This window comes from Halovibrio variabilis (assembly GCF_007991175.1).
Lineage (GTDB): Bacteria > Pseudomonadota > Gammaproteobacteria > Pseudomonadales > Halomonadaceae > Vreelandella > Vreelandella variabilis.
Genome location: NZ_BJXV01000001.1, coordinates 386,363 through 406,531, shown reverse-complemented (window position 1 = coordinate 406,531; position 20,169 = coordinate 386,363). Strand labels below are relative to the sequence as shown.

19 protein-coding genes are annotated in these 20,169 nt (G+C 47.6%); 6 read left to right on the top strand and 13 right to left on the bottom strand.

All coding sequences use genetic code 11. From position 1 onward, the window contains the following. Positions 1 to 142: 142 nt before the first annotated feature. The 4 genes from HVA01_RS01755 to HVA01_RS17800 all read left to right on the top strand — a co-directional run bounded on the left by HVA01_RS01755 (position 143) and on the right by HVA01_RS17800 (position 3,276). Entirely contained in the window at positions 143 to 1,186 is a 1,044-nt protein-coding gene (locus HVA01_RS01755) for an N-acetylneuraminate synthase family protein (RefSeq protein WP_146872803.1), read from the top strand. Further along, a complete protein-coding gene (gene neuC / locus HVA01_RS01750) occupies positions 1,187 to 2,320 on the top strand; it encodes a UDP-N-acetylglucosamine 2-epimerase (protein ID WP_146872802.1) in 1,134 nt (377 codons plus the stop codon). It abuts the gene before it with no gap. Then, the gene (locus HVA01_RS01745; RefSeq protein WP_146872801.1) at positions 2,313 to 3,005 is read left to right on the top strand and encodes an acylneuraminate cytidylyltransferase family protein; all 693 of its coding nucleotides are present in this window, start codon (positions 2,313 to 2,315) and stop codon (positions 3,003 to 3,005) included. The genes neuC and HVA01_RS01745 overlap by 8 nt, the downstream gene beginning before the upstream one ends. A 127-nt stretch (positions 3,006 to 3,132) precedes the next feature. Continuing rightward, positions 3,133 to 3,276, top strand: coding sequence for an IS3 family transposase (locus HVA01_RS17800; protein ID WP_371860117.1), 144 nt, complete (start codon positions 3,133 to 3,135; stop codon positions 3,274 to 3,276). A gap of 431 nt (positions 3,277 to 3,707) precedes the next feature. Here the strand turns inward: HVA01_RS17800 and HVA01_RS01740 are convergent, their stop codons facing one another. From HVA01_RS01740 to fliD (HVA01_RS01705), 7 genes are all read right to left on the bottom strand, one after another. Next, positions 3,708 to 4,382 carry a TylF/MycF/NovP-related O-methyltransferase gene (locus HVA01_RS01740; protein ID WP_146872800.1) on the bottom strand — a complete coding sequence of 225 codons (675 nt, stop codon included), beginning with the start codon at positions 4,380 to 4,382 and terminating at the stop codon, positions 3,708 to 3,710. Positions 4,383 to 4,974: 592 nt separating this feature from the next. After that, positions 4,975 to 5,403: a polysaccharide biosynthesis protein gene (locus HVA01_RS01730; RefSeq protein ID WP_246129380.1), complete on the bottom strand. Its 429-nt coding sequence runs from the start codon at positions 5,401 to 5,403 to the stop codon at positions 4,975 to 4,977. Positions 5,404 to 5,536: 133 nt separating this feature from the next. Then, on the bottom strand, positions 5,537 to 6,820 hold the full coding sequence (locus tag HVA01_RS01725; RefSeq protein WP_146872799.1) for a polysialyltransferase family glycosyltransferase: 1,284 nt from the start codon (positions 6,818 to 6,820) through the stop codon (positions 5,537 to 5,539). 23 nt (positions 6,821 to 6,843) lie between these two features. After that, entirely contained in the window at positions 6,844 to 9,048 is a 2,205-nt protein-coding gene (locus tag HVA01_RS01720; protein ID WP_218031520.1) for a glycosyltransferase, read from the bottom strand. Between the two features lie 286 nt (positions 9,049 to 9,334). Then, positions 9,335 to 10,228 (bottom strand): flagellin N-terminal helical domain-containing protein, encoded by an 894-nt coding sequence (locus HVA01_RS01715; RefSeq protein WP_146872798.1) that lies wholly within the window; start codon positions 10,226 to 10,228, stop codon positions 9,335 to 9,337. 208 nt (positions 10,229 to 10,436) lie between these two features. Further along, a complete protein-coding gene (gene fliD / locus HVA01_RS01710) occupies positions 10,437 to 11,789 on the bottom strand; it encodes a flagellar filament capping protein FliD (RefSeq protein WP_146872797.1) in 1,353 nt (450 codons plus the stop codon). 178 nt (positions 11,790 to 11,967) lie between these two features. Further along, a complete protein-coding gene (fliD, locus tag HVA01_RS01705; RefSeq protein WP_146872796.1) occupies positions 11,968 to 13,323 on the bottom strand; it encodes a flagellar filament capping protein FliD in 1,356 nt (451 codons plus the stop codon). 471 nt (positions 13,324 to 13,794) lie between these two features. Here fliD (HVA01_RS01705) and HVA01_RS01700 point away from each other — a divergent pair, with 471 nt between their 5' ends. Together HVA01_RS01700 and HVA01_RS01695 are read left to right on the top strand one after the other, a co-directional pair. Beyond that, positions 13,795 to 14,136, top strand: coding sequence for a hypothetical protein (locus tag HVA01_RS01700; protein ID WP_146872856.1), 342 nt, complete (start codon positions 13,795 to 13,797; stop codon positions 14,134 to 14,136). A 471-nt stretch (positions 14,137 to 14,607) separates the two neighbouring features. After that, positions 14,608 to 15,627, top strand: coding sequence for a serine hydrolase domain-containing protein (locus HVA01_RS01695; protein WP_146872795.1), 1,020 nt, complete (start codon positions 14,608 to 14,610; stop codon positions 15,625 to 15,627). A 105-nt stretch (positions 15,628 to 15,732) separates the two neighbouring features. Here HVA01_RS01695 and HVA01_RS01690 read toward each other — a convergent pair whose 3' ends face one another. From HVA01_RS01690 to HVA01_RS01665, 6 genes are read right to left on the bottom strand one after another with little or no spacing between them, the layout of a single operon-like run. After that, on the bottom strand, positions 15,733 to 16,293 hold the full coding sequence (locus HVA01_RS01690; protein WP_146872794.1) for a YqhA family protein: 561 nt from the start codon (positions 16,291 to 16,293) through the stop codon (positions 15,733 to 15,735). Positions 16,294 to 16,307: 14 nt separating this feature from the next. Beyond that, complete coding sequence (locus HVA01_RS01685; protein ID WP_146872793.1) at positions 16,308 to 16,901, bottom strand: exopolysaccharide biosynthesis protein; 594 nt, start codon at positions 16,899 to 16,901, stop codon at positions 16,308 to 16,310. Next, positions 16,894 to 17,358: a tellurite resistance TerB family protein gene (locus tag HVA01_RS01680; RefSeq protein ID WP_146872792.1), complete on the bottom strand. Its 465-nt coding sequence runs from the start codon at positions 17,356 to 17,358 to the stop codon at positions 16,894 to 16,896. The genes HVA01_RS01685 and HVA01_RS01680 overlap by 8 nt, the downstream gene beginning before the upstream one ends. A gap of 53 nt (positions 17,359 to 17,411) precedes the next feature. Further along, positions 17,412 to 18,419 (bottom strand): nucleoid-associated protein, encoded by a 1,008-nt coding sequence (locus tag HVA01_RS01675; protein ID WP_146872791.1) that lies wholly within the window; start codon positions 18,417 to 18,419, stop codon positions 17,412 to 17,414. A 34-nt stretch (positions 18,420 to 18,453) separates the two neighbouring features. Beyond that, the gene (locus HVA01_RS01670) at positions 18,454 to 19,215 is read right to left on the bottom strand and encodes an ABC transporter permease (RefSeq protein WP_146872790.1); all 762 of its coding nucleotides are present in this window, start codon (positions 19,213 to 19,215) and stop codon (positions 18,454 to 18,456) included. After that, the gene (locus HVA01_RS01665; protein WP_146872789.1) at positions 19,212 to 20,153 is read right to left on the bottom strand and encodes an ABC transporter ATP-binding protein; all 942 of its coding nucleotides are present in this window, start codon (positions 20,151 to 20,153) and stop codon (positions 19,212 to 19,214) included. Before HVA01_RS01665 ends, HVA01_RS01670 begins: the two co-directional genes overlap by 4 nt. Between the last annotated feature and the right edge of the window lie 16 nt (positions 20,154 to 20,169).

Sequence of the window (20,169 nt, the reverse complement as noted above, 5' to 3'; positions counted from 1 at the left end):
ATTTTATTTTATTTTTTTGAAAAACCCTTGCACAACGATTGAGACTTTCAAAGAAGTGAAGCCATATAAGATATTTTGACATGCAATTTAAAGATTACATTAATAGTCTTTAAATTTATTCTTTAAATTCAAGGAGTTTAAAATGCATCCATGTTTCCAAATTGCTGGAAGAGTAGTGGGATATGATTACGATCCGCTTGTAATTGCTGAAATAGGTATTAATCATGAAGGATCACTTTCGGTTGCCAAAGACATGGTCGATGCTGCCATTACGGCTGGCGCAGAGGTAATTAAGCATCAAACTCATATCGTTGAAGATGAGATGAGTAAGATGGCTAAAAGTTCTATTCCTGGTAATGCCGATATTTCTATATATGATATCATGGAACGCTGCTCATTAGATGAGAAAGATGAGCATGAGTTAATGCAGTATGTTCAAGATAAAGGTGCGATTTTCATTAGCACCCCCTTTTCACGAGCCGCTGTCGACAGATTAATTAAATTCAATGTTCCAGCTTTTAAAATTGGATCTGGTGAGTGTAACAACTATCCTTTGCTAGAATATATATCCTCCTTCGGAAAGCCAGTCATAATTAGCACTGGCATGAATGATATTGAGAGTGTTGAAAAAGCAGTTAATATTTTTAGAGGGAACGAAATACCTTTTGCATTATTACATACTACAAATTTGTATCCGACACCTCCAGAACTAGTCAGGCTTGGAGCCATGACCGAATTGGCCGATAAGTTTCCTGATGCGGTGTTTGGTCTGTCTGATCATACTACTGATAATTTGGCATGCTTAGGTGCAGTTGCTTTGGGGGCTTCTATATTGGAGCGACATTTCACCGACTCAATGGATCGGCCTGGCCCCGATATTGTTTGCTCAATGGACCCTAAACAATTATCTGAATTAATTGAAAGCTCAAAAGTGCTTAAAAGAGAGCGCGGCGGCAGCAAAAATGATCTTCTAATTGAAGAGCAAGTTACAAGAGATTTTGCTTTCTCAACGCTGGTGACTATTAAGCCTGTCAATGTAGGTGAAGTCTTTACAATGGATAATTTATGGGTAAAGCGACCGGGTGTGGGCGAATTAAAAGCTGAATATTTCAACGATGTTTTAGGAAAATGCGCAACACGTGATATTGAAATGGATGAGCACTTGAACTGGATGGATTTTAAGTAAATGAAAAAAAAAATACTCTTCCTAACTGGCACTAGGGCTGATTTTGGTAAGCTTAAAACGCTTATTAGTTCCGTAGATAAACATAATGACTTCGAATACACAATTTTTGCTACCGGCATTCATTTGCTGGCCAAATACGGATATACGGTAAAGGAAATCTACCGTTCTGGTTTTGAAAATGTATTTACCTATATGAATCAGATCGAAGGCGAGGACATGGAAATAGTCCTCGCAAACACAATTGTTGGCCTAAGTCGATATTTGCATGAACACCCAGTCGATATGATCGTGGTACATGGCGACCGAGTTGAAGCTCTGGCTGGAGCTACAACAGGCGCTTTGCGTAACACGCTGGTCGCCCACATTGAAGGCGGTGAAATTTCTGGGACCATAGACGAACTGATGCGTCACGCTATTTCTAAGCTTTCTCATATTCACTTTGTGGCTAGTGAAGTGGCTGAAAAAAGACTGCAACAGCTGGGAGAGGATCCTTCAACTATATTTAGAATAGGTTCTCCCGACGTTGACGTAATGCTTTCAACTAATTTACCTAGCCTTGAGTTAGCAAGAGAGCGGTACCAAATACCCTTTGAAAGCTATGGTGTGGCGATACTTCACCCTGTTACTACTGAATATGAAAAACAGGAAGAGCATGCTAATATTTTTGTTAAGACTTTGCTCGAAAGCAATCAAAACTATATAGCGGTTTATCCTAATAACGATCATGGTTCTGAATTTATTTTTAAGGCATATAAAAAGCTAGAAGGACATAAAAATATTCGTCTTTTCCCATCTTTACGATTTGAGTATTTCTTACGTTTTCTTAAAGATGCTCGCTTCTTAATAGGAAACTCTAGCGCTGGCGTACATGAAGCGCCAATTTATGGTGTCCCTACAATCAATATTGGCACTAGGCAGCGGAATAGATTTTATCATGAATCGATATTTGATATTGATTTTGATACCTCACAAATTTTAAATAAAATTAGTGATTTTCACGAGCATACTCGTTACGAACTCTGTACATATTATGGGGATGGCAATAGTGCAGAAAAATTTATGGAAGCTTTAGAGAGTGAGGCTTGGAAAATAGCTAATCAAAAGCAATTTAAGGATTTAAATAAAAATGTATAATGGAAAAAAAATTCTTGCCCTCATAACTGCACGCGGGGGCTCAAAAGGAATTCCAGGTAAGAATATAAAGCCTTTAGCTGGTAAGCCATTAATTAACTGGACGATAGAGAGCGGATTAAAGAGCCGGTATATAGACAGATTAATTCTATCTTCTGATAGTGATGAAATCATTACCACAGCTCAGAAAGCTGGTTGCGAGACCCCTTTTAAACGGCCAGTTGCTCTTGCTTCAGATACTAGTAGCAGCATGGACGTCATAATTCATGCATTAAACTTGATTGAGGGTGATTACGATTACTTGCTGCTTTTACAGCCAACCTCACCGTTCCGGACAAACCTGCATATTGACTCTATTATTAAAAAAAGTATTGATAATAACTCTCTTTCCTCTGTTTCTGTCTCCCGCGTTAAAAAGCATCCTGCTTTTTTCTATAGCTTAGAAGACAATAAACTGATCCCACTGCTAAGTAAAAGGAAGCAAACTAGAAGACAAGATATGCCGCCTGTTTATGAATGTAATGGTGCTTTATACTTTACATGTATTGATTTTTTAAAAAAAGAGAGAAGTTTTAATACCGGCATTGAGGAAGCTTTTATCATGGATCCAAAATACTCTCTAGATTTAGATGAAAACTTGGACTGGAAAATTGCAGAGTCATTTGTTGAAAAAGGCATAATTAAATAAAGACTCTTCATCTAGCTTACTTCGCAGGTAATGTAGGCGATAATGCTAGCCATATCGGTTTGAGTAAATTATTGTATTTTAGTTTTAGCGCTTATGAAGTTGAAAAGGCGGTCACAAGTTAAAAGCTATTCACGAGGAGCCATTTAAAACGCGGAATGCGATGAGACCCCAAATGTTTGAATACATCGAACTGAACTACAGCAAGCAGCAGCGGCACAGTGCTATTGGGATGATCAGCCCAGAGGTATTTGAAGCGCGAATAATCGCTTAAACTAGTGTCCACTGCTGCTGGGTAAGATCAAAACAGGCCGTCTACACCGACCGACACAACAAGAGTCGGCCCTAGTAGGCATGTGTTGGTCGATTGAGACGGTATCGGTGACCAAAAAATGCTCGCTGATGGTGATAGGAAAAGTATCGGCGCCGCTATCACGGATTCAGGTTAACTCGAGCTGCTCTTGCTACTCTACGTCGATTTGTGAGCACTCATCTTCACTAAGAAAAATTTGTAGCTGAAGGTTTTGCCCGTTTTATCCAAACTTAAACTTCTAGGCAATAGTTTCTAGCTTTGATAGTTTCGTAGTTTCTTCTTTCGTTAGTTGACGACGTGGATTAGCTCTGTCTAAGTGTTGTGGAAGCGACTTACGAAAGCCATTGTTTGGTTTCTCTTGACTGCCGTACCACTCGCTCATTCATCGACTTCTAAACTGGCTTTCTAACGAAAGCAGGCACATTATAGAAAGGTAGTTTTTCGAGTTTCAGCCTATGCTTTGAAACAAAATCATCAACGGAAATTGTTTCACCCGCGACTGAATTGTAGTCATCAAACACAATAATACCACCTGGAACCATTCTGTCGTACAGTAGTTCTAAGGCAAAATCGGTTGGCTCTTTTACATCCATATCAAGATGCAACAGTGCAATTCTTGTTTCAGGATTATCAGAGAGATATTTTGGCAAGGTATCAAAAATATTCCCTTTAACTAAATTAAAGTTTTCAAAACCTTTCGAAGACAAGACATCAGCAACTTCATCATCGCTAAGTCCGTGCCCTCCTGCACCTTCAAATTTTTCAATGAAATGCAAATCTTCTTCAACTTCGAGATTACTAGTTGGGAAAGCACCAAACGCATCGAATCCTACAATTTTTCTTGAAAAATCATTTTCGAGCGCATCTCTAAAAGTTGCGAAACGGACTAAAGATGCGCCTTTGTACACCCCCAATTCGAATATATGCCCAGGAGTGTAGGCTATTGTCTTGTATAGCTCATAATGAGCAAGCATCTTGTTTAATCGAGACTTTGGTGAGAACCAGTAAAAGCCATTTTCATAGTCCCATACATCAGAACGATTTAACTTTCGAATTACATCTTTCATTTTCATCACTTCCTTCAGCAAGTGAACCTATGAACATCCCTGCAGTAAAGCAAAACTTTTTGAAAAGACGCTTTGCTTCTTGAAGTGCATTCGCACGTTCGTTCTTCTTAGCTTCAACTATCTGCTGTTGCATAGCTGCTATGTCAGCTTTCAATTCGTTATAAGATTTAATCTCACCCTTCTATTGTTTAATGGTAAGTCTAATATTATAGATTAGATTTAAGTTTGACAAGCACGATTTTTATTTATTATTAAACATTAATTTGTAACCTTCTGTAACGGACAGTATTTGCCTAGTTTCTCACCATACCAGTCTTTCACTCTATCAATCGATTCTTTTATACAGCTTAAAAATGCTCAACTTATGCCTAGTTTATGTGCATCACACTAAGTGCTTAGCCTGAAGTTTCGGGGGCGTGTAGTGTTTAGAGTTGGATCACTATGATGAGGTCAGCAGATTATGCAAGAATTGAGGGGCCTGCATGGGTCTCATTTGACATAGTTGTGTGTTTGGCGACTTATAACATGCCGACCCATGCAGGCTTTTTCAATTATATCATTCTGATTTAGTTACTTATTTCGTGGGGATCCGTCAGCCTTTATCTTTAATCGATATAAAGAATGGGATTACCGAACCGCGAGAGCCCATTACATTTCCATGCTGAATCACAGAAAAACGCGAAGGGTCAGGGCCAGCATAATGATTACCTGCCACAAAGAGCTTGTCCGAGGTTAATTTCGTTGCCCCATAAAGGTTAATCGGGCTACTAGCTTTGTCAGTTGAAAGCGCCACGAGTTTTCTTACACCCTTATCGATGCAGGCATCTACCAAGTTCATTGCTCCCAAAACATTAGTTTTGATGCATTCAAATGGGTTGTATTCAGTAGTAGGTACAATCTTAGTCGCCGCAGCTTGAACAACATAGTCCACTCCATCCAGTGCACGATAGAGGTGCTCGCGATCGCGTACATCTCCAATAAAGAAACATACGCGTAAGTCTCCTTCAAATTTCTTGGCCATGTCCCACTGTTTCATTTCATCGCGGGAGAAAATTATGACTTTTTGGATTATATCGCGCCAAAAGCATAGGTATAAACGTATGGCCAAAGGAACCAGTGCCACCTGTGATGAGTATTGTCTGATCATTAAACACTTATAACTCCGCCCTTTTGGATCTAGATAATATCTGGGAGATAGCATAAGAGACTTTATCATTAGATCCTAAACTGTATCCTATAGCCTTTTCAGGAATTGGCTCTAATTTTTCTTTTTTAACTTCATCTATCCTAAAAAGAAGTCCTGTAGAGAACTCGGCCTCAACTTCCCCAATATAGTCAGAGCAATAAACCGATGGTATACCGAAATTTAGAGCATCTAATGCACAAGTAGACGAGTAGGTAACATGGACACTAGCTTGAGCAAGCGACTCATTAATCGGCACTTTAACAGAGTCCTCGATCTTAGATTTCACACCTTCCTTTTTTAATAATGCCTGAACTTCAATTGCTTCTTCCATATGAAGAGGATGAGGCCTTATGATAACCTTTTGCCTTTTTATTTTATAAAGCAATTTAATTTCATCAACCGGGACAGGAGCCCCTTTTGATTTAGGTTGGTGTGTATAAAGAATTCGATTCCCTTTTACGTATGTAATTTTTGCGCCGTTGTCAGTGGTAACTGTACTAGGTACCGAATAAATAGGATTACCACCTTCTACAACACGAGCTCCCTCTTCAATAAAACTATCTTTCGTTAGCATTTTAGTTGACATATCACTCCAGGTCCAAAAAACATCTGGAAGCAATGGACTATCTACTTCATTTCTCTTAAATTTTGAATAACATGGATGCTTAAAACCATTAATCCCATGCTGTACATCAATAACAGTAATACCTAACATTTTGCAAGCAAAAATAATAGGGAAATAATACAAACCATAATAAACTCTAAAAACAAGAGCATCGACGCCTGAACTTTTCAATAATTCATAGTATTTAGCCACCATGCCATTCATCAGATAAAACCTATTTTCCAAACTAGAACGAATACTAGTACCAAAGCTCTCTTTTAGCCTAGAATCAAAAAATTCGATCTCTTCTTTTTGCTTATTACTTAACAAGTTTTTAAATTGGGCAGGAAGAAGCTCAAGTTTGACCACTTCAATTCCCTTTTCCATAAACCCTTCAGTAACACTCCTTAAAAAATTTTCGTCAAAAAAGTAACCAACTCTATTTATATTTCTTTTTTGAGGGTAGTTATCAGAACTTACGCCAGAAAATGTTAGTTCTCCCTTAGCAATAGGCGCATGTTTCCGATTCACCTCTTTAAGACAAAACTTAAACCCCTCCCTTATAAGCGGAGAATAGGTTAATGCATAGTCATTAGGAAGACTGGAAACAATTTCGTCATAAATATCAAATGTTTCATCAGCAAGCATAAAATTACTCCCTCCTAAGGGCATCAATTAAGCAACTCTAAAAAATTATCATCCTGACCTAAAAAAGCGGTTTCTTTTTTTGGAAATTTTCCATTTAATTCATTATTATCTTTTGCTACAGGCGGTGGAAGTAGCCCTTGGGCTTCAAGCAACTCCAGCGCTTTCTCCTTACTAACGTCTGCTATCAAATCAAAAGCAATATCATGCGCTGCAAAGACTGCACTTAATATAAAAGCGAGTTTCGTCTTATTTTCATTGCTCAGCGCCGCAATCCGCTCATGGCTGGGAAGAAATAGTACATCGGCACCTTCTTGCTCAGTTGCGCAGGGCACTCTCGCGTTTAGTTCGTCAGGCAAATGGCTGTAGTGGCTAATGTTATGGAAGCGGTAGAAGCGGAAGCCATTGCGGCTGGCCCAGTGTTGTAGCTCTGCCAGGTTGGGCTGTTTTTCATGGGTTAGCTGAAAGGCAACACGCGCCTGAATCAGCAGCGTGTCTGTAAGCGACTTTTTGCCATGCTCGAGCACAGCCATGGCATCGCTTAGCTCATCAAGAATCAGCCAGTCAAGATTTCCCAAGCCGTCAATACTGTCTAGCGCCACTGTAGTAATGGGCAATTCCGCCAGCGGCTTGGCACCTAGATGGTGGCGCTTGGGAAGTTTCTCGACCGGTAGGGGTGAAAGAATACTGCTCATCTCTGGAGATACACAGGCGTGCAGGGTTGTCGCCTTTCCATCGCCTAGCAGGGCGTGCTGGAATAACTGGATATAATCGCTGCCTTCATACTGCTTGGGATCTTTAATTTCGCTGGCGGGGTCAAAAGCGACAATACCAAAGGCTTCTGTCGCCGCCATTTGTTCGGCAAAGCCACTTTTGATCAGGCTGGCGCGGTTATCGAGCACCATAATTTTACCGATAATTTCCCAGGTAAAATTATCGGTAAGCCACAAGCGGTTAGCTTCTGGCTCATTGACCTGTTTGGCTCCAGCTTTAGGGCTAACCAACTGCTGTAGAGAATTATCAACCTTAAATTCGGGCTTGGTTGCCCGATAGGTTAAACGCTGGCGGTGGCGCTTTTTCTGGCTAATAGTGAAGTCTTTGTTGCCAGCGTGTTGACGCACTAAAGGCGCTAGCGCAGTAAGCAGCCGGTCAGTGGCGCGATCAAGGTGATGCTTCTCTTCACCTATCTTCCAAGCACGATCTACATAATCTTGGTAAAGCGCTTCGTCATCGAAAAAGCTGATGACTGCATCCATTAGCGGTTGAAGCTCTTCGTCGCTAAGTAGGTGTTGGTAGGGCTCTTCATAACAAGCGTCAGGGAAGTCAAAGGTGATACCGGCGTTGCCGATCATTTCAGGCATACCGCCGCGGTTGGTAATTAGCGCCGGAATACCATTCAGGATAGCTTCTGCCAGCATGCGCCCTGAGCTTTCCCACCATAGGCTGGGCGCCACCACCACACGGGCTCGGCTGTAAGGGCCGCGCATATCGCTGGTATTTGGGGTCACCACAACATTACTTAAAGCACTACGCTGTTTCCCCATTTTACGTGTGGTTTCTCGCAGTACTGCTGGCCAATCAGCCCTGGCTTCTACCACTTCAAGCTCAATATCGGGCCTTTCTCGCTCCAGCTTTTCTGCCAGTTGGACAAACACACTGGCGCCTTTTTGCCAACTAGGGTTAACAAACAGCAGGCGCTTACGTTCATGGTGCTCGGCAACAAAGCTTTCCGGCGCGATAAACTTACCCACTGGTTTGGCTACATAACCAACTTCCTTACGATACATATCTGCCGTGGCTTGGCTGTCGGTGAGGATCAAATCCACATCACGGCACCAGCGCGGCGCTTTATAGTTGCCGTTGGCTAAGTAGAAGGCGACAGGAATACCGCGGTCGCGCGCTTCATCAGCAATCAGCATGTCCAAGGTTTGGCCACCGTAGAACCACACCATATCCGGCTTAAAGGAATCCAGCATGTAGAGGTACTGGCTGTACCAAAGTCCTTCTTCGTGCGTCGTAAAGTGGTTACGGTTGTGGCTATAGCTCACTACCAATTGGTGGGTCAGCGGGCCATCCTCGGCTTCGATTAGCTGATGCTGGTGAGCGCTTAGGTCTGGGAATTGCTCCTTTAACCGCCCCATGCCCTTGGGGTTATCGAATACCGTCGCACCCAACACTTGAACCTCATAGCCATGGGCCACCAGTTGCAGCAACATTTGCCGCACGGTCATGCTCGCGCCGCTAGAGGTATCCAATAAGCAAAAAGGATTAGCCCAAAGTACGCGGGGTTTGCGTTTTTGAGTAATAGATGAAGAGTTATTTTTGACCATTAAGTGGCTCACACGGAAATAAGACAATGTAGCTAGCTTACCGTGCTAGCACAGTGGGCAAAGGCGCGAATCCGCCTGTATTTAAGTAGGTATTCTCTCGATCAGTTATTGCAAGGAATGGAGCAAGCAAAAACGGGGCCGATTGGCCCCGTCGCTATATTCTTTTGTAGCTTTACCAGCTGGAATATTAGCCCAGCAGAGACAGTACAGACTGCGGCGTCTGGTTAGCCTGTGCCAGCATGGAAGTGCCAGCCTGCTGGAGAATATTAGCACGCGTCATGTTAGATACTTCCACCGCGTAGTCGGCATCTTCGATACGCGAACGGGCTTCGGAAAGGTTGGTAGACGTCGTCGCCAAATTGTCGATCACTGAGTCGAAACGGTTAAGCGTAGCACCCAGCGTCGCACGGTTGGTATCTAGTGTCTCAGTTGCAGTATCAACTGCATCAACCAAGTTTTGGAAGCTATCATGCGCAGCACTGGCTCCAGAGCCATCAATAGCGAACTCTGAGGGAGTTGTAGCAGTAGCAGCTGTAATTACGCTAGCGCCACTACCTTGATCCAATTCCAGTCCTGCAACGGTGGCGTCAAGCGTAGTAACGGAAATAACATCTTCATCTTCCGTATTAGAACCAACTTGAATATTAAGAGTACCGCCACCACTTACATTTAACAGGTTTGTGCCGTTAAAGTTATTGCTGCCAGCCACACGATCAATTTCTTCCAAACGCTCATTGATCTCGGTGATGATTGCATCACGGTCTTCATCGGCGTTGGTGTCGTTGGCACCCTGAACTGCTAGCTCACGAATACGCTGCAGGTTGTCGTTAACTTGGTCAAGACCGCCTTCCATGGTTTGCACCAAGGAGATGCCGTCACTGGCGTTCCGGCTTGCCTGCTCCATGCCGCGGATCTGGGCGGTCATTTTGTTGGCGATGGCTTGGCCAGCGGCATCGTCTGACGCGCTGTTGATGCGCAGACCAGAAGACAAACGCTCTTGCGCATTGGCCAGCATGGACTGAGAGTTGGACAGGTTATTCTGGCCGATCAGCGCAGTAATGTTCGTGTTGATTACAGACATGTGAGTGCTCCTCGAAATTTAACTGGCCTAGTGGCCTGCTTAGCGGCGCTTGCGTCGCCGTTATATTAATTAACGGCAGCCCCACCAAATTCTTTAGAAAAAATTACTCTTTTTTATGTAAATATCTGTAACTTTTTCAACCATCATCTCAACTGCTATCTCAACTACCTTCCCAACTGCTTTCTTAATTGCTCTCTTAAATACTCGCTTAATTACTGCTCTGCATTGAGCTCATCATGCTGAACTGCTGGGTAAGGTAGCTACTCATTGAGTTCATTTGGGCGAGCAAGCCATCTAATTGTCCAAACTGCTTGCGGTAGCGCTCTACGCTTCGCTCGATACTAGCCTCCATACGTAGTTTGCGATCTTCAAGGCTATCCACTCGCAACTCAGCGCTATTCACCGAGCTTTGAATAATACCTTCATCGGAAGTGATCCCTTCAAGCGTGGCATTTAAACGCCCTGCAAAGCCGCCTTCTTCGGTATCACCGGCAAAAAAGCTGGAAATGCCCTCGGGGTTGTTGGCTACTGCATCGTCCAGTTTCGCCTCGTCTACCTTGAGCCGGCCGCGCTCATCAATCGCAATCCCTAGTTGAGAAAGCCGCGAAATATCGCCGGTGCCTAGATTGTCTGTAATATCCCGGCGCAGGCGGTCTTCAATGGTGCGCACAGTGCGGTCGCCCACTAGCTCGCCGGATGTTTCGCCTTCACCGTTGTAGGCGGTCATTCGACCAACGGTAGATTTCATTTCGTTATAGTTACTAACGAATTCGTCAATCGCTCCTCTTAACGACTCTTCATCACGCTCGATTACCAGCGTAACGGGATCACCAGAAACCGCCGTGAGGTCAAGGGTTACCCCCTGAATCGCCTCTTCAACGCGATTGGTTTTACTGGTGATAGCAATGCCATTAACATTCAGTTCAGCATCCTGACCGGAACGCTGGGTGGCTGCATCCATGGTCAGCGATGCCAAGCCTGAGAAGCCCTCCAGTGAAGCATCTTGGCCTGTCTCCTTTGAACTCAGCGCTAAACGGTACCCAGTGCCGTCATTAACGATAGACGCGGTGACGCCAGACTCTTTGTCCGCGTTGATTTGGTCACGAACATCAGCAAGTGTGCTGTTTGCTGCAATAGCAACGGTGGTACTTGTTTGCGTTTCACCAGCACCAAAATTAAGCGTCAGTGTCTCTGCCGTTGTGGATATCGTTTCTTCCAGCGTGACGCCGTTGGAAGCAGCACTGCCTGAGCGGGCCAATTGGGAAACGGTTACTTCATAGCGACCCGTATTAGCGGTTTCGCCTGCGGTCGCTAACACGCCGTCGCCCGTCACGGTGCTTTTTTGTTGCTTAAATGTAGAAGCATCATTCAGCGCAGCGATAGAGGTTTGCACTCTATCCATGGCTGATTCAAGCCGCCCATAGGCAGAAATTTTGGTTTTCTGGGCGCTTTGCTGCTCTAGAACAGGTACAAGCTTTTGGCGTTCAGCCGCCTGAAGCTGATCCACCAAACCAGAGAGATCCAAGCCAGAACCTACACCAAGTGAAGTAATCGAAGCCATGGGGCTGAATTCCTTGTAGTAGTAGATAAAAGTATCTGAATTAATTATCGGCGGCTGAGTGAAAAACTTTAGCGATCATGCTTCTTAAAAAAGCTATTACTAATTGAAGCTATCAAAAAAATGCCCAACACATAGTGCCGGGCATTTGGTAAGCCATTAATTTAGCTAGCTTATCTGCTTAACTTTGGTTTTGCTGCCCCAGCGTTGCAAACTGCTGGGTCAAATAGGAACTGGTTTGGTTCATTTGCGCCACCATACTGTCCATTGCTTGAAACTGCGTTCGATAACGCTCTACGGTTTGTTCGATACGGCTTTCAGTGGTCGCAAAACGGTCTTCTAACGAAGCAAAGCGCCTTTCAGAAGAATCAACGGCACTTTCAAGACGGCCACCTGCTCCCACCAAGTTTTCAAGCGATGAGGCAATTTGGCCTGCCATGCCACCCTCCTCGCTATCCCCGGCGAAAAAGTTAGCAAGCTGATCCGGCTGATTGGCCACGATGCTGTCTAACTTATTCTCATCAATCTCCAGCTTGCCGTCTACTTGAAGCGAAATACCGACATCAGACAATACGCTAAAGCCATCACCTCCAACAACGCTGCTAATGGTTTGACGCAGCTCCCTTTCAACCGCACGAGTCGTGGCATCAGCGTTCAACCCCGCCGATTGCCCCGACTCTGCGTCATAAGCAGTCAAACTGGTAATGGTGTCCTTGAGCGTATTGAAATCGTCAACAAAGGCCGTGACCTGCTCGCGAATGGCATTACTGTCCTGCTCAACGGTTACGGTGCTGGTAGCGCCTGCCTCAGCGAGGTTTAAGGTAATACCTTGAATAGCGCCTTCCACTTGATTGGTGGGGCTAACGATATCGATACCATTGACGTTAAATTCCGCATCCTGGCCCGCTTGAACTACCTGCACGTCGGTGGTTTGTACATCACCCGCTAGAATGTTTGAAAAATTGGTGCTTTCAATACTGGCATCTGCGCCGGTATCAGTGGCATTGACTGAGAGCCGGAAACCTTCACCATCGTTGATAATCGAGGCGCTTAAGCGGCCATCGCTTTGCTCATTGATAGCGTCTCGCATACCTTCCAGTGAACTGCCATCGGCAATGGTAATGGGGTCCATGGCCCCATCAGCGAGGGCAAAGCTTAGGGACTGCTCGCCAGTCACAATGCTTTCATCTGCTGTTTCCAGGCGCTCAGTCACCAAGCTACTGGCTGTCGCTAACTGGCCGACCTGCACTTCATATTGGCCTGACTGGGCTTCATTGCTGCTAACGGCCCCTACTGCACTACCTTCAACGCTGGTTGTTAGGCTCTCAAAGGAGGCCGTGTCGTTCAGGGCTTGAGCAGAGCTTTGAAACTGCTCAAGCGCGCTTTGCAACGTACCATAAGCAGATATTTTCGTATTTTCAGACTGAAGCTGCTCCTGAATAGGCTCAAGCTTTGCTTGCTCTGCCTCTTTCAACTGACCAAGCAACCCGTTGAGATCCAAGCCAGAACCAATACCTAGCGATGTAATAGCAGACATAAAACCAGTGCCTTTTTGAAATACATTTTACTACGTTTAAGGCCCTTCATTACTGATTACCATGAAGCGATACGTAGCACTATTTTTAATACAACCCCTTTTATACAACTATCCTAAATTAACGGCTAAGTGAATTATAACTTGAATATTAGGCTATTTTTTTCGTATTAAAACGTAATATCCAGTAACGGTCCGTAATATCATTATGTCGCTACATGTGATTAACCAAGCGAAATCATGCCTTTTAAAGATTAACCTAACGTATATTGCCGTTTTATGAATAGGCCTTGCAAGTGGCGAAATAATCGTTTTGAGCCCATTACCCGGCGTTTGATAGCTAGCGTGACACACCGGCAGGAGTGCCCTCTTCGCTTATAGACCTTGGTCTAATACGCCCAGTGGTTTATAATGCGCTGCAACAAGCCCATTTTGGCGCTGCCCGCAGGAGAATATCGTATGCCTTCAGAACCGATGCCTTCCGAGCTTTCTGAAGAACGCCCCCCACTTTCGCCCAATGGATTATCCACTGCGGCCAACGTTCAACGCAGCCTTCGCCAGTGTTTATCGATTGCGGCTGAATTATTATACGACCATGGCCATGTGCTGGAAACCATTACCCTTCCCCAGCGCGGCTTGGTTCGCCGTGAGCTTTCAGCGCTTAGCGCGACCGCGCCCACCTGGGCAACCTGCCAGCGAGTGATGGAAGCCAGTGAAGCCGCCACGTTTAATGAATATGGCCGTTTTGTGTTGACCCGCCTAGGGCGTGAATTGATGTTTGATATGTTTGGGCAGGGTGCCGCCGACTGCGCCTAGCTGTTTTTAAAACCTGTTTTTAGACCCTGCTTTTAAACCGTGCTTTACCATGTATTGCCTGTAATAAAACCGCCCGCAGCTGTTGCTTGCGGGCGGTTTTGTTTTTTTTTGCGGGGCTTATTTTTCTAGCGTCTGGTTTTCTTTGGCTTAGCGCAGACCGAGCAGCGAAAGAATAAACAGCACCACTACGATAAGACCAATAATGTAAATAATATTACGCATTAGGGCTCTCCTTGCTTTTGCGTTTTAAGGAAATCAAAGGCTTGTTCAGCCTTGAGATGATCCTTGTAGCGTAGCAGTCCTTCGCGGTTTTTGCCTAATCAGGCGTTGAACGCGCTGATGGAACCTTCTCGTGGCTATTTTTTCAAAGCTGTTTTTTCCAAGCTATTTGCTTTCAAGCCACTTTCTTCCATGCCAGTTGCTTCCAAGTCCCGTGTCTTTTACAAACCCACCCTGCCTTGAGGTATGACGATGCGTCTACTGCTTTTGCTAACGTTCAGCGTTCTACCGCTATTGGGCGCATCGCCTGTTTATGCGGTTGCGCCTAGCCCCTCGGCCCTATCAGCACTTGACCGTGAAACCGCAGCGCTTGAACGGGTACACAGCGTGGTGGTGGCCCACGCGGGTGAGATTATCCACGAGCACCATCAGGGTGGCCCGGGCGTGGCGTCGCCTGCCAACATTAAATCGTTATCCAAAACGGTACTCGCCGCCATTACCGGTGCGGCGATTGAAGCGGGCGTTATCGAATCCGTTCAGCAGCGTTTGGTCACTTTGCTGGGCGATCAGGTGCCAAACGGCACCGACCCGCGTGTTGGCGAGATTACCGTGGCGCATTTACTCGCCCTGCAAGCCGGGCTTGAGCGCACCTCGGGCAGCAATTATGGCGCCTGGGTGGCCAGTGCCAACTGGGTAAACGATGCCATTACGCGCCCCTTTGTGGATGAACCCGGCGGGCGCATGCTCTACTCCACCGGCACCAGCCATCTGCTTTCCGCTGCGCTCACCCATGCCAGCGGCGAGACGACCCACGCGCTTGCCCAGCGGCTATTGGGTGATCCGCTCGATATCACCATTCGCCCTTGGCTGCGCGACCCGCAAGGCATCTATTTTGGCGGCAATGATATGCAGCTTTCACCCCGGGCGCTGATTGAAGTAGGTGAGCTGTATCGGAATGATGGTGTCGTATTTGATGAAGCAGGCAATGGTGAGCGCGTTCTGCCTGAAGGCTGGGTGGAAGAATCGTGGCAGGCGCGGGGCACATCGCAGTGGACCGGCGATGGCTACGGCTACGGTTGGTTTATTACCCAGTTGGCGGGGGAAGATGTTTATTACGGGCGCGGCTACGGTGGTCAGGCGCTGTTCGTTATTCCTGAACGTGAGATGACCGTGGTGATCACCTCAGACCCTAACCCGCCCTCACCGGGCGGGCAGTTCCAACAACGGTTAAACAAGCTGGTAGAAGGTTTATTAGCCGAAAATGGTGAGTAGCACAGCCAGTCGCGGGTGCGCTGACGCTTACGCCGCGCTACAAAATCCATAACATCAGCTAATTGCAGGCGGGTGCCTCCCCAGGTTTTAGCATTTCAAACCCGCTTACTCGCCTTTGTGGCCAAGGCTCATCAAGTAGAGCGCGGCTGCTAGCGCTAACACCGAAAGCGCTAAATAGATGGCGTCCAGCGGGGTCGCAAAGCGGATATCCACCACGGCGCGGAAAAACTCAATAATCACCGCCAGAATCACTACGCGGGCGATTTTGTCTTTTAGCTGATCCAGCGAGACGACATTAAAGGGGTGGCGCAGGTTACTCACTTCGGCTTGGTCAATGTGGGAGACAAACAGCCGGTAGACGCCTAAGCCAAAAATCAGCAACACGATAGCAATCAGGTAGATATCTACCGCGATAATAATATCAGGTACCAAGCTGTCATGAATGTTTTGGCTACTACCGAATAAGTAGTAGCGGATGACCTCAACGACGACGCTTAAAATATCCACGGTGCCGACGATGAACAGCATCAATGACCCCAGCAGGCTAGGCACGACCGCGAGCATGACCAAAAAGCGCGAATTCCACAGCGCCGTTTCAATACGCCGCTCCCAGCGGCCCTGGTTTTCAGGCGGTTTAGGCACCGTGGGTGGTGAAGCATCGGTCATGGCAGAGTTCCTTGTTAAAGCAGGTTCATCACAATTAACGCGCAGGTGGCAGCAAATAGCGCAAACCCCAGCAGTAAGACTACCCCATCGCGAGCGACCAGGCCTAAGCCCAGCAGGGAGAGCGCCAAACCTGCGCCATTGGCTGAAAAGGGAATAAACTCCATCGGCGGCATGGCGAAGGCGATCAGCAGGCAAACGACAGCCGTTACCCGGATACCGATATAACCGGTCAGCCACGGCAAGCGTACCCGCAACAGCCCATCTATCCAGCGCGCAGGCTTTTTCGTTAACTGAATGCCTTTATCAAACTTTTGCTGAGAAATGGAGCGCTTCAGCAGCCAGTTAGGTAGCCAAAAGGCTTCGCGCCCCAACAGCAGCTGTACTGAGACAAGCACCACCAGCGCGGCCATCAGCGTCGGCATACCGGGTATATCGCCGATAATCGGGGTAAGGGTAATCAGCCCCGCCACCAGCAACAGCGGCCCAAACGAACGCCTGCCTACCGCCCGAACGACATTATCAACGCTGACCCGTGAAGCGTCCTTTTCCATGCGCTCCAGTGAGTCAATTAACTCCATTAAATTGGTGTCTTCGTTGCGGTTATACATTGTCGTTACGGCGCTCTTCAACCTGTAGCTTAGTGCGGATAAAGTCGCTGTGGCTGACATGCAGCAGGTCCGCCAAACGCCGAATCCGGTGCTCTTCCAAGGGGTCGACATTACCGTCGACCCAGGCCAGTTGCCACATTAATGCGACCAGCTCACAGCGCTGCTCATAGCCATAATGGTCTTTGATTAGGCTAACAAACTGGTAGTGATCGACGGCGTCATCCACTTCTGCCTGGGCCAGCGCCATCAGCTCTTCCACATCGCTCTCGCTTAACCGGTAGCGCTCAATCAGCATGCTGCGCAGCGTGGCAAGCTCTTCATCGGTGGTGTCGTAGTCGGCGCGGACGATTTCACACAGCAGCGCGGCAGTGGCAAGCTCCAGGGTCAGCGTTTGGTTTTCACGCTGCTCTGGCTGCGCCAGGGTGCGCTGAAAAAAATCACTAATGGCGTTCAGCATACGGTTTCTCCTGGGTAGAGTCAGATTCCAGCTTCGTCCTTTTCGTTCTTCACTCAATCCTGCTTGGTGAGCTGCTCTCTTAACTGCTTGGGGACTTGCTTGATAATCAAGCGGTCCTGGGCGGCGTCGTACTCAATGCTTGAGCCTAGCAGGTGGGAGTCAAAACTGATTGAGACGCCACCGGCGCGCCCGGTAAAGCGGCGGAACTGGCTTAAGGTGCGCTTATCGGGCGGGATCTCCGGCGAGAGTCCGTAATCGGCGTTACGGATATGCTCGTAAAACGCCTTGGGCTGCTGTTCATTGACCAGCCCGGAAAGCTCGTCTAGCGTCATCGGCTCGCCCCGGCGCAGCTGTTCGTTGGCGTAATCGACCAGCGTGTCGGTCTTTTCGCGGCTGACCTCGTCATCGAAATCCTCTTTCTCGACGTAGTCGCTAAACGCCTTGAGCAGCGTGCGGGTTTCGGCCGGGGCATCGACGCCCTCTTCCATGCCCAGCAGCGCGACCAGCCCTTCAGCGAGCTTTTTACCACCGCGATCTTTTAGGAACGACACGTACTGAGCGCTGGGCGCATCGCTCTGCCATTGGGTAAGGTTGATACGCGCGGCCAGGGTCAGCTGGCGGGTATTGAGCTGCGCAGCGGGCACTGCCTGGTGTTCCGCGTCAATGCCAATACCTTCCCGCTGGTGTACTAACGCCATCAGCAGGGTTTCAGTATCGCCCTGGCGCTGGTGACTGATCACTAAGTAACCACTTACTGACAGCTGCTCTTGAAGTTGCTTAACGAGCCGCTCGGCTAGCGCAACAGACAGCTCGGCAAAGCTCTGTTCACCGGCGAGGTAGTCACGCAGCCACATGACCAGCGGCCCGGCCTGTTCGCCCTCTTCGGCAAAGCGCCCCCAGCCTTTGGGCTTGGTGTTATAGGTGTCGTTCAACGCGCCCACCAAACTTGCCATCACCGGGTCATCGCCGGGCTCTGGGGTATGGGGCGCGGCGGTAAGGGTTAAGCGCTCACCGTCAAGCGTTGGGTCGAGGCGGTGCACAATGCTTTGCAGTAGCGGCATAGGGGTTTACTAGCGTCCAGGGTATATAAATGAATCAGGGTTTAAGGCGATAGCCGGTGCGGAAAATCCAGCTAATGGTGGCAAGGCACACAGCCAGGAAGAGTATAATCATGCCCACGCTCGCCGCGAGGCTGACATCGCTGACGCCGTAAAAACTCCAGCGAAAGCCGCTGACCAAGTACACCACAGGGTTGGCTAAAGTAACGATTTGCCAAAACGGCGGAAGCATATCAATAGAGTAGAAGCTGCCGCCCAAAAACGTTAGCGGCGTGATCACTAATAGGGGCACTAGCTGCAGCCGGTCAAAGCCATCGGCCCAAATGCCGATGATAAAACCGAGCAGGCTAAAGGTGAACGCGGTCAGCACCAAGAACGTCAGCATCCAAAACGGATGGGCAACCTCCAGCGGTACGAATAAGTTCGAGGTGGCCAGAATAATCAGCCCGAGCAGAATCGACTTGGAGGCCGATGCACCTACGTAGCCCAAAACGATTTCTAAATGGGAGATAGGTGCGGAAAGTAACTCATAAATGCTGCCCGAAAATTTGGGAAAGAAAATGGCAAAGGAAGCGTTGGAGACACTCTGGTTCAGCAGCATCAGCATGATCAAGCCGGGCACGATAAAAGCGCCGTAGCTGACCCCGTTAACCTCACTGATGCGTGAGCCAATCGCGGCGCCAAATACCACAAAGTAGAGCGATGTGGAGATCACCGGCGAGACGACACTTTGCAGCAAAGTGCGGCGCGTGCGGGCCATTTCCGCCATATAGATGGCGCGAATGGGGTAGAGGTTCATGGATACTCCTTGGGGTTCACCAGGTCGACGAAGATATCCTCCAGCGAGCTTTGCCGAGTGTGCAGATCTTTGAAGGTAATGCCTTCACGCTCTAGCGTGGTTAACAGCTCTGAAATGCCGTACCCCTCTTCTTCCTTGCTGCCGTCGTAGGTATATATCAATTCATACCCTTCCGCGGCCAAGCTTAGCTCAAAACGTTGCAGGCTAGCGGGCAGCTCGGTTAGTGGGCTGTGCAGATTGAGCGTTAGCTGCTTGCTGCCCAACTTGCTCATCAAGGCGGCTTTCTCCTCCACTAGCACCAGCTCACCGCGATTAATGACCCCGATACGGTCGGCCATTTCTTCGGCTTCTTCGATGTAATGCGTGGTGAGGATAATGGTCACGCCGTTGTCGCGCAGTTGGCGCACCACTTCCCACATTTCGCGGCGTAGCTCAACGTCGACCCCGGCGGTGGGTTCATCCAAAAACAAAATGCGTGGCTCATGGGAGAGCGCTTTGGCAATCAGCACGCGGCGCTTCATACCGCCCGAAAGCGTTATCAGCCGATTGTTGCGCTTATCCCACAGCGCCAGCGATTTGAGCACTTTTTCGATATGCGAGGGGTTAGGCGCTTTGCCAAACAGGCCACGGCTAAAACTGACCGTGTTCCAGACGGTTTCAAACGCTTCGTTGGTGAGCTCTTGCGGCACCAAACCAATACGTTCACGCGCTTGGCGGTAGTTGCGGACGTTATCAAAGCCGTCGACCAGCACATGGCCTTCGGTCGGGTTAACCAAACCGCACACCACGCTGATCAGGGTGGTTTTACCCGCCCCGTTGGGGCCTAACAGGGCAAATATTTCACCGCGCTGAATGGTTAAATCCACCCGGGTTAACGCCTGAAAGCCACCTTGGTAGGTTTTATTCAGACCGTTAATGCTAATAATGGGGTCGTTCAAGGCGTACTCCTCACGC

Excerpts from the sequence above, each read along its gene's own strand:
- HVA01_RS01715 (WP_146872798.1), bottom strand. The coding sequence starts at position 10,228 with ATGTCTGTAATCAACACGAACATTACTGCGCTGATCGGCCAGAATAAC.
- HVA01_RS01700 (WP_146872856.1), top strand. The coding sequence starts at position 13,795 with ATGCCTTCCGAGCTTTCTGAAGAACGCCCCCCACTTTCGCCCAATGGA.
- HVA01_RS01675 (WP_146872791.1), bottom strand. The coding sequence starts at position 18,419 with ATGCCGCTACTGCAAAGCATTGTGCACCGCCTCGACCCAACGCTTGAC.
- HVA01_RS01670 (WP_146872790.1), bottom strand. The coding sequence starts at position 19,215 with ATGAACCTCTACCCCATTCGCGCCATCTATATGGCGGAAATGGCCCGC.
- HVA01_RS01695 (WP_146872795.1), top strand. The coding sequence starts at position 14,608 with ATGCGTCTACTGCTTTTGCTAACGTTCAGCGTTCTACCGCTATTGGGC.
- HVA01_RS01685 (WP_146872793.1), bottom strand. The coding sequence starts at position 16,901 with ATGTATAACCGCAACGAAGACACCAATTTAATGGAGTTAATTGACTCA.
- neuC (WP_146872802.1), top strand. The coding sequence starts at position 1,187 with ATGAAAAAAAAAATACTCTTCCTAACTGGCACTAGGGCTGATTTTGGT.
- HVA01_RS01745 (WP_146872801.1), top strand. The coding sequence starts at position 2,313 with ATGTATAATGGAAAAAAAATTCTTGCCCTCATAACTGCACGCGGGGGC.
- HVA01_RS01720 (WP_218031520.1), bottom strand. The coding sequence starts at position 9,048 with ATGACCGTGCGGCAAATGTTGCTGCAACTGGTGGCCCATGGCTATGAG.
- fliD (WP_146872796.1), bottom strand. The coding sequence starts at position 13,323 with ATGTCTGCTATTACATCGCTAGGTATTGGTTCTGGCTTGGATCTCAAC.
- HVA01_RS01730 (WP_246129380.1), bottom strand. The coding sequence starts at position 5,403 with ATGGCCAAGAAATTTGAAGGAGACTTACGCGTATGTTTCTTTATTGGA.
- HVA01_RS01755 (WP_146872803.1), top strand. The coding sequence starts at position 143 with ATGCATCCATGTTTCCAAATTGCTGGAAGAGTAGTGGGATATGATTAC.
- HVA01_RS01690 (WP_146872794.1), bottom strand. The coding sequence starts at position 16,293 with ATGACCGATGCTTCACCACCCACGGTGCCTAAACCGCCTGAAAACCAG.
- HVA01_RS01680 (WP_146872792.1), bottom strand. The coding sequence starts at position 17,358 with ATGCTGAACGCCATTAGTGATTTTTTTCAGCGCACCCTGGCGCAGCCA.
- HVA01_RS01725 (WP_146872799.1), bottom strand. The coding sequence starts at position 6,820 with ATGCTTGCTGATGAAACATTTGATATTTATGACGAAATTGTTTCCAGT.
- HVA01_RS01740 (WP_146872800.1), bottom strand. The coding sequence starts at position 4,382 with ATGAAAGATGTAATTCGAAAGTTAAATCGTTCTGATGTATGGGACTAT.
- fliD (WP_146872797.1), bottom strand. The coding sequence starts at position 11,789 with ATGGCTTCGATTACTTCACTTGGTGTAGGTTCTGGCTTGGATCTCTCT.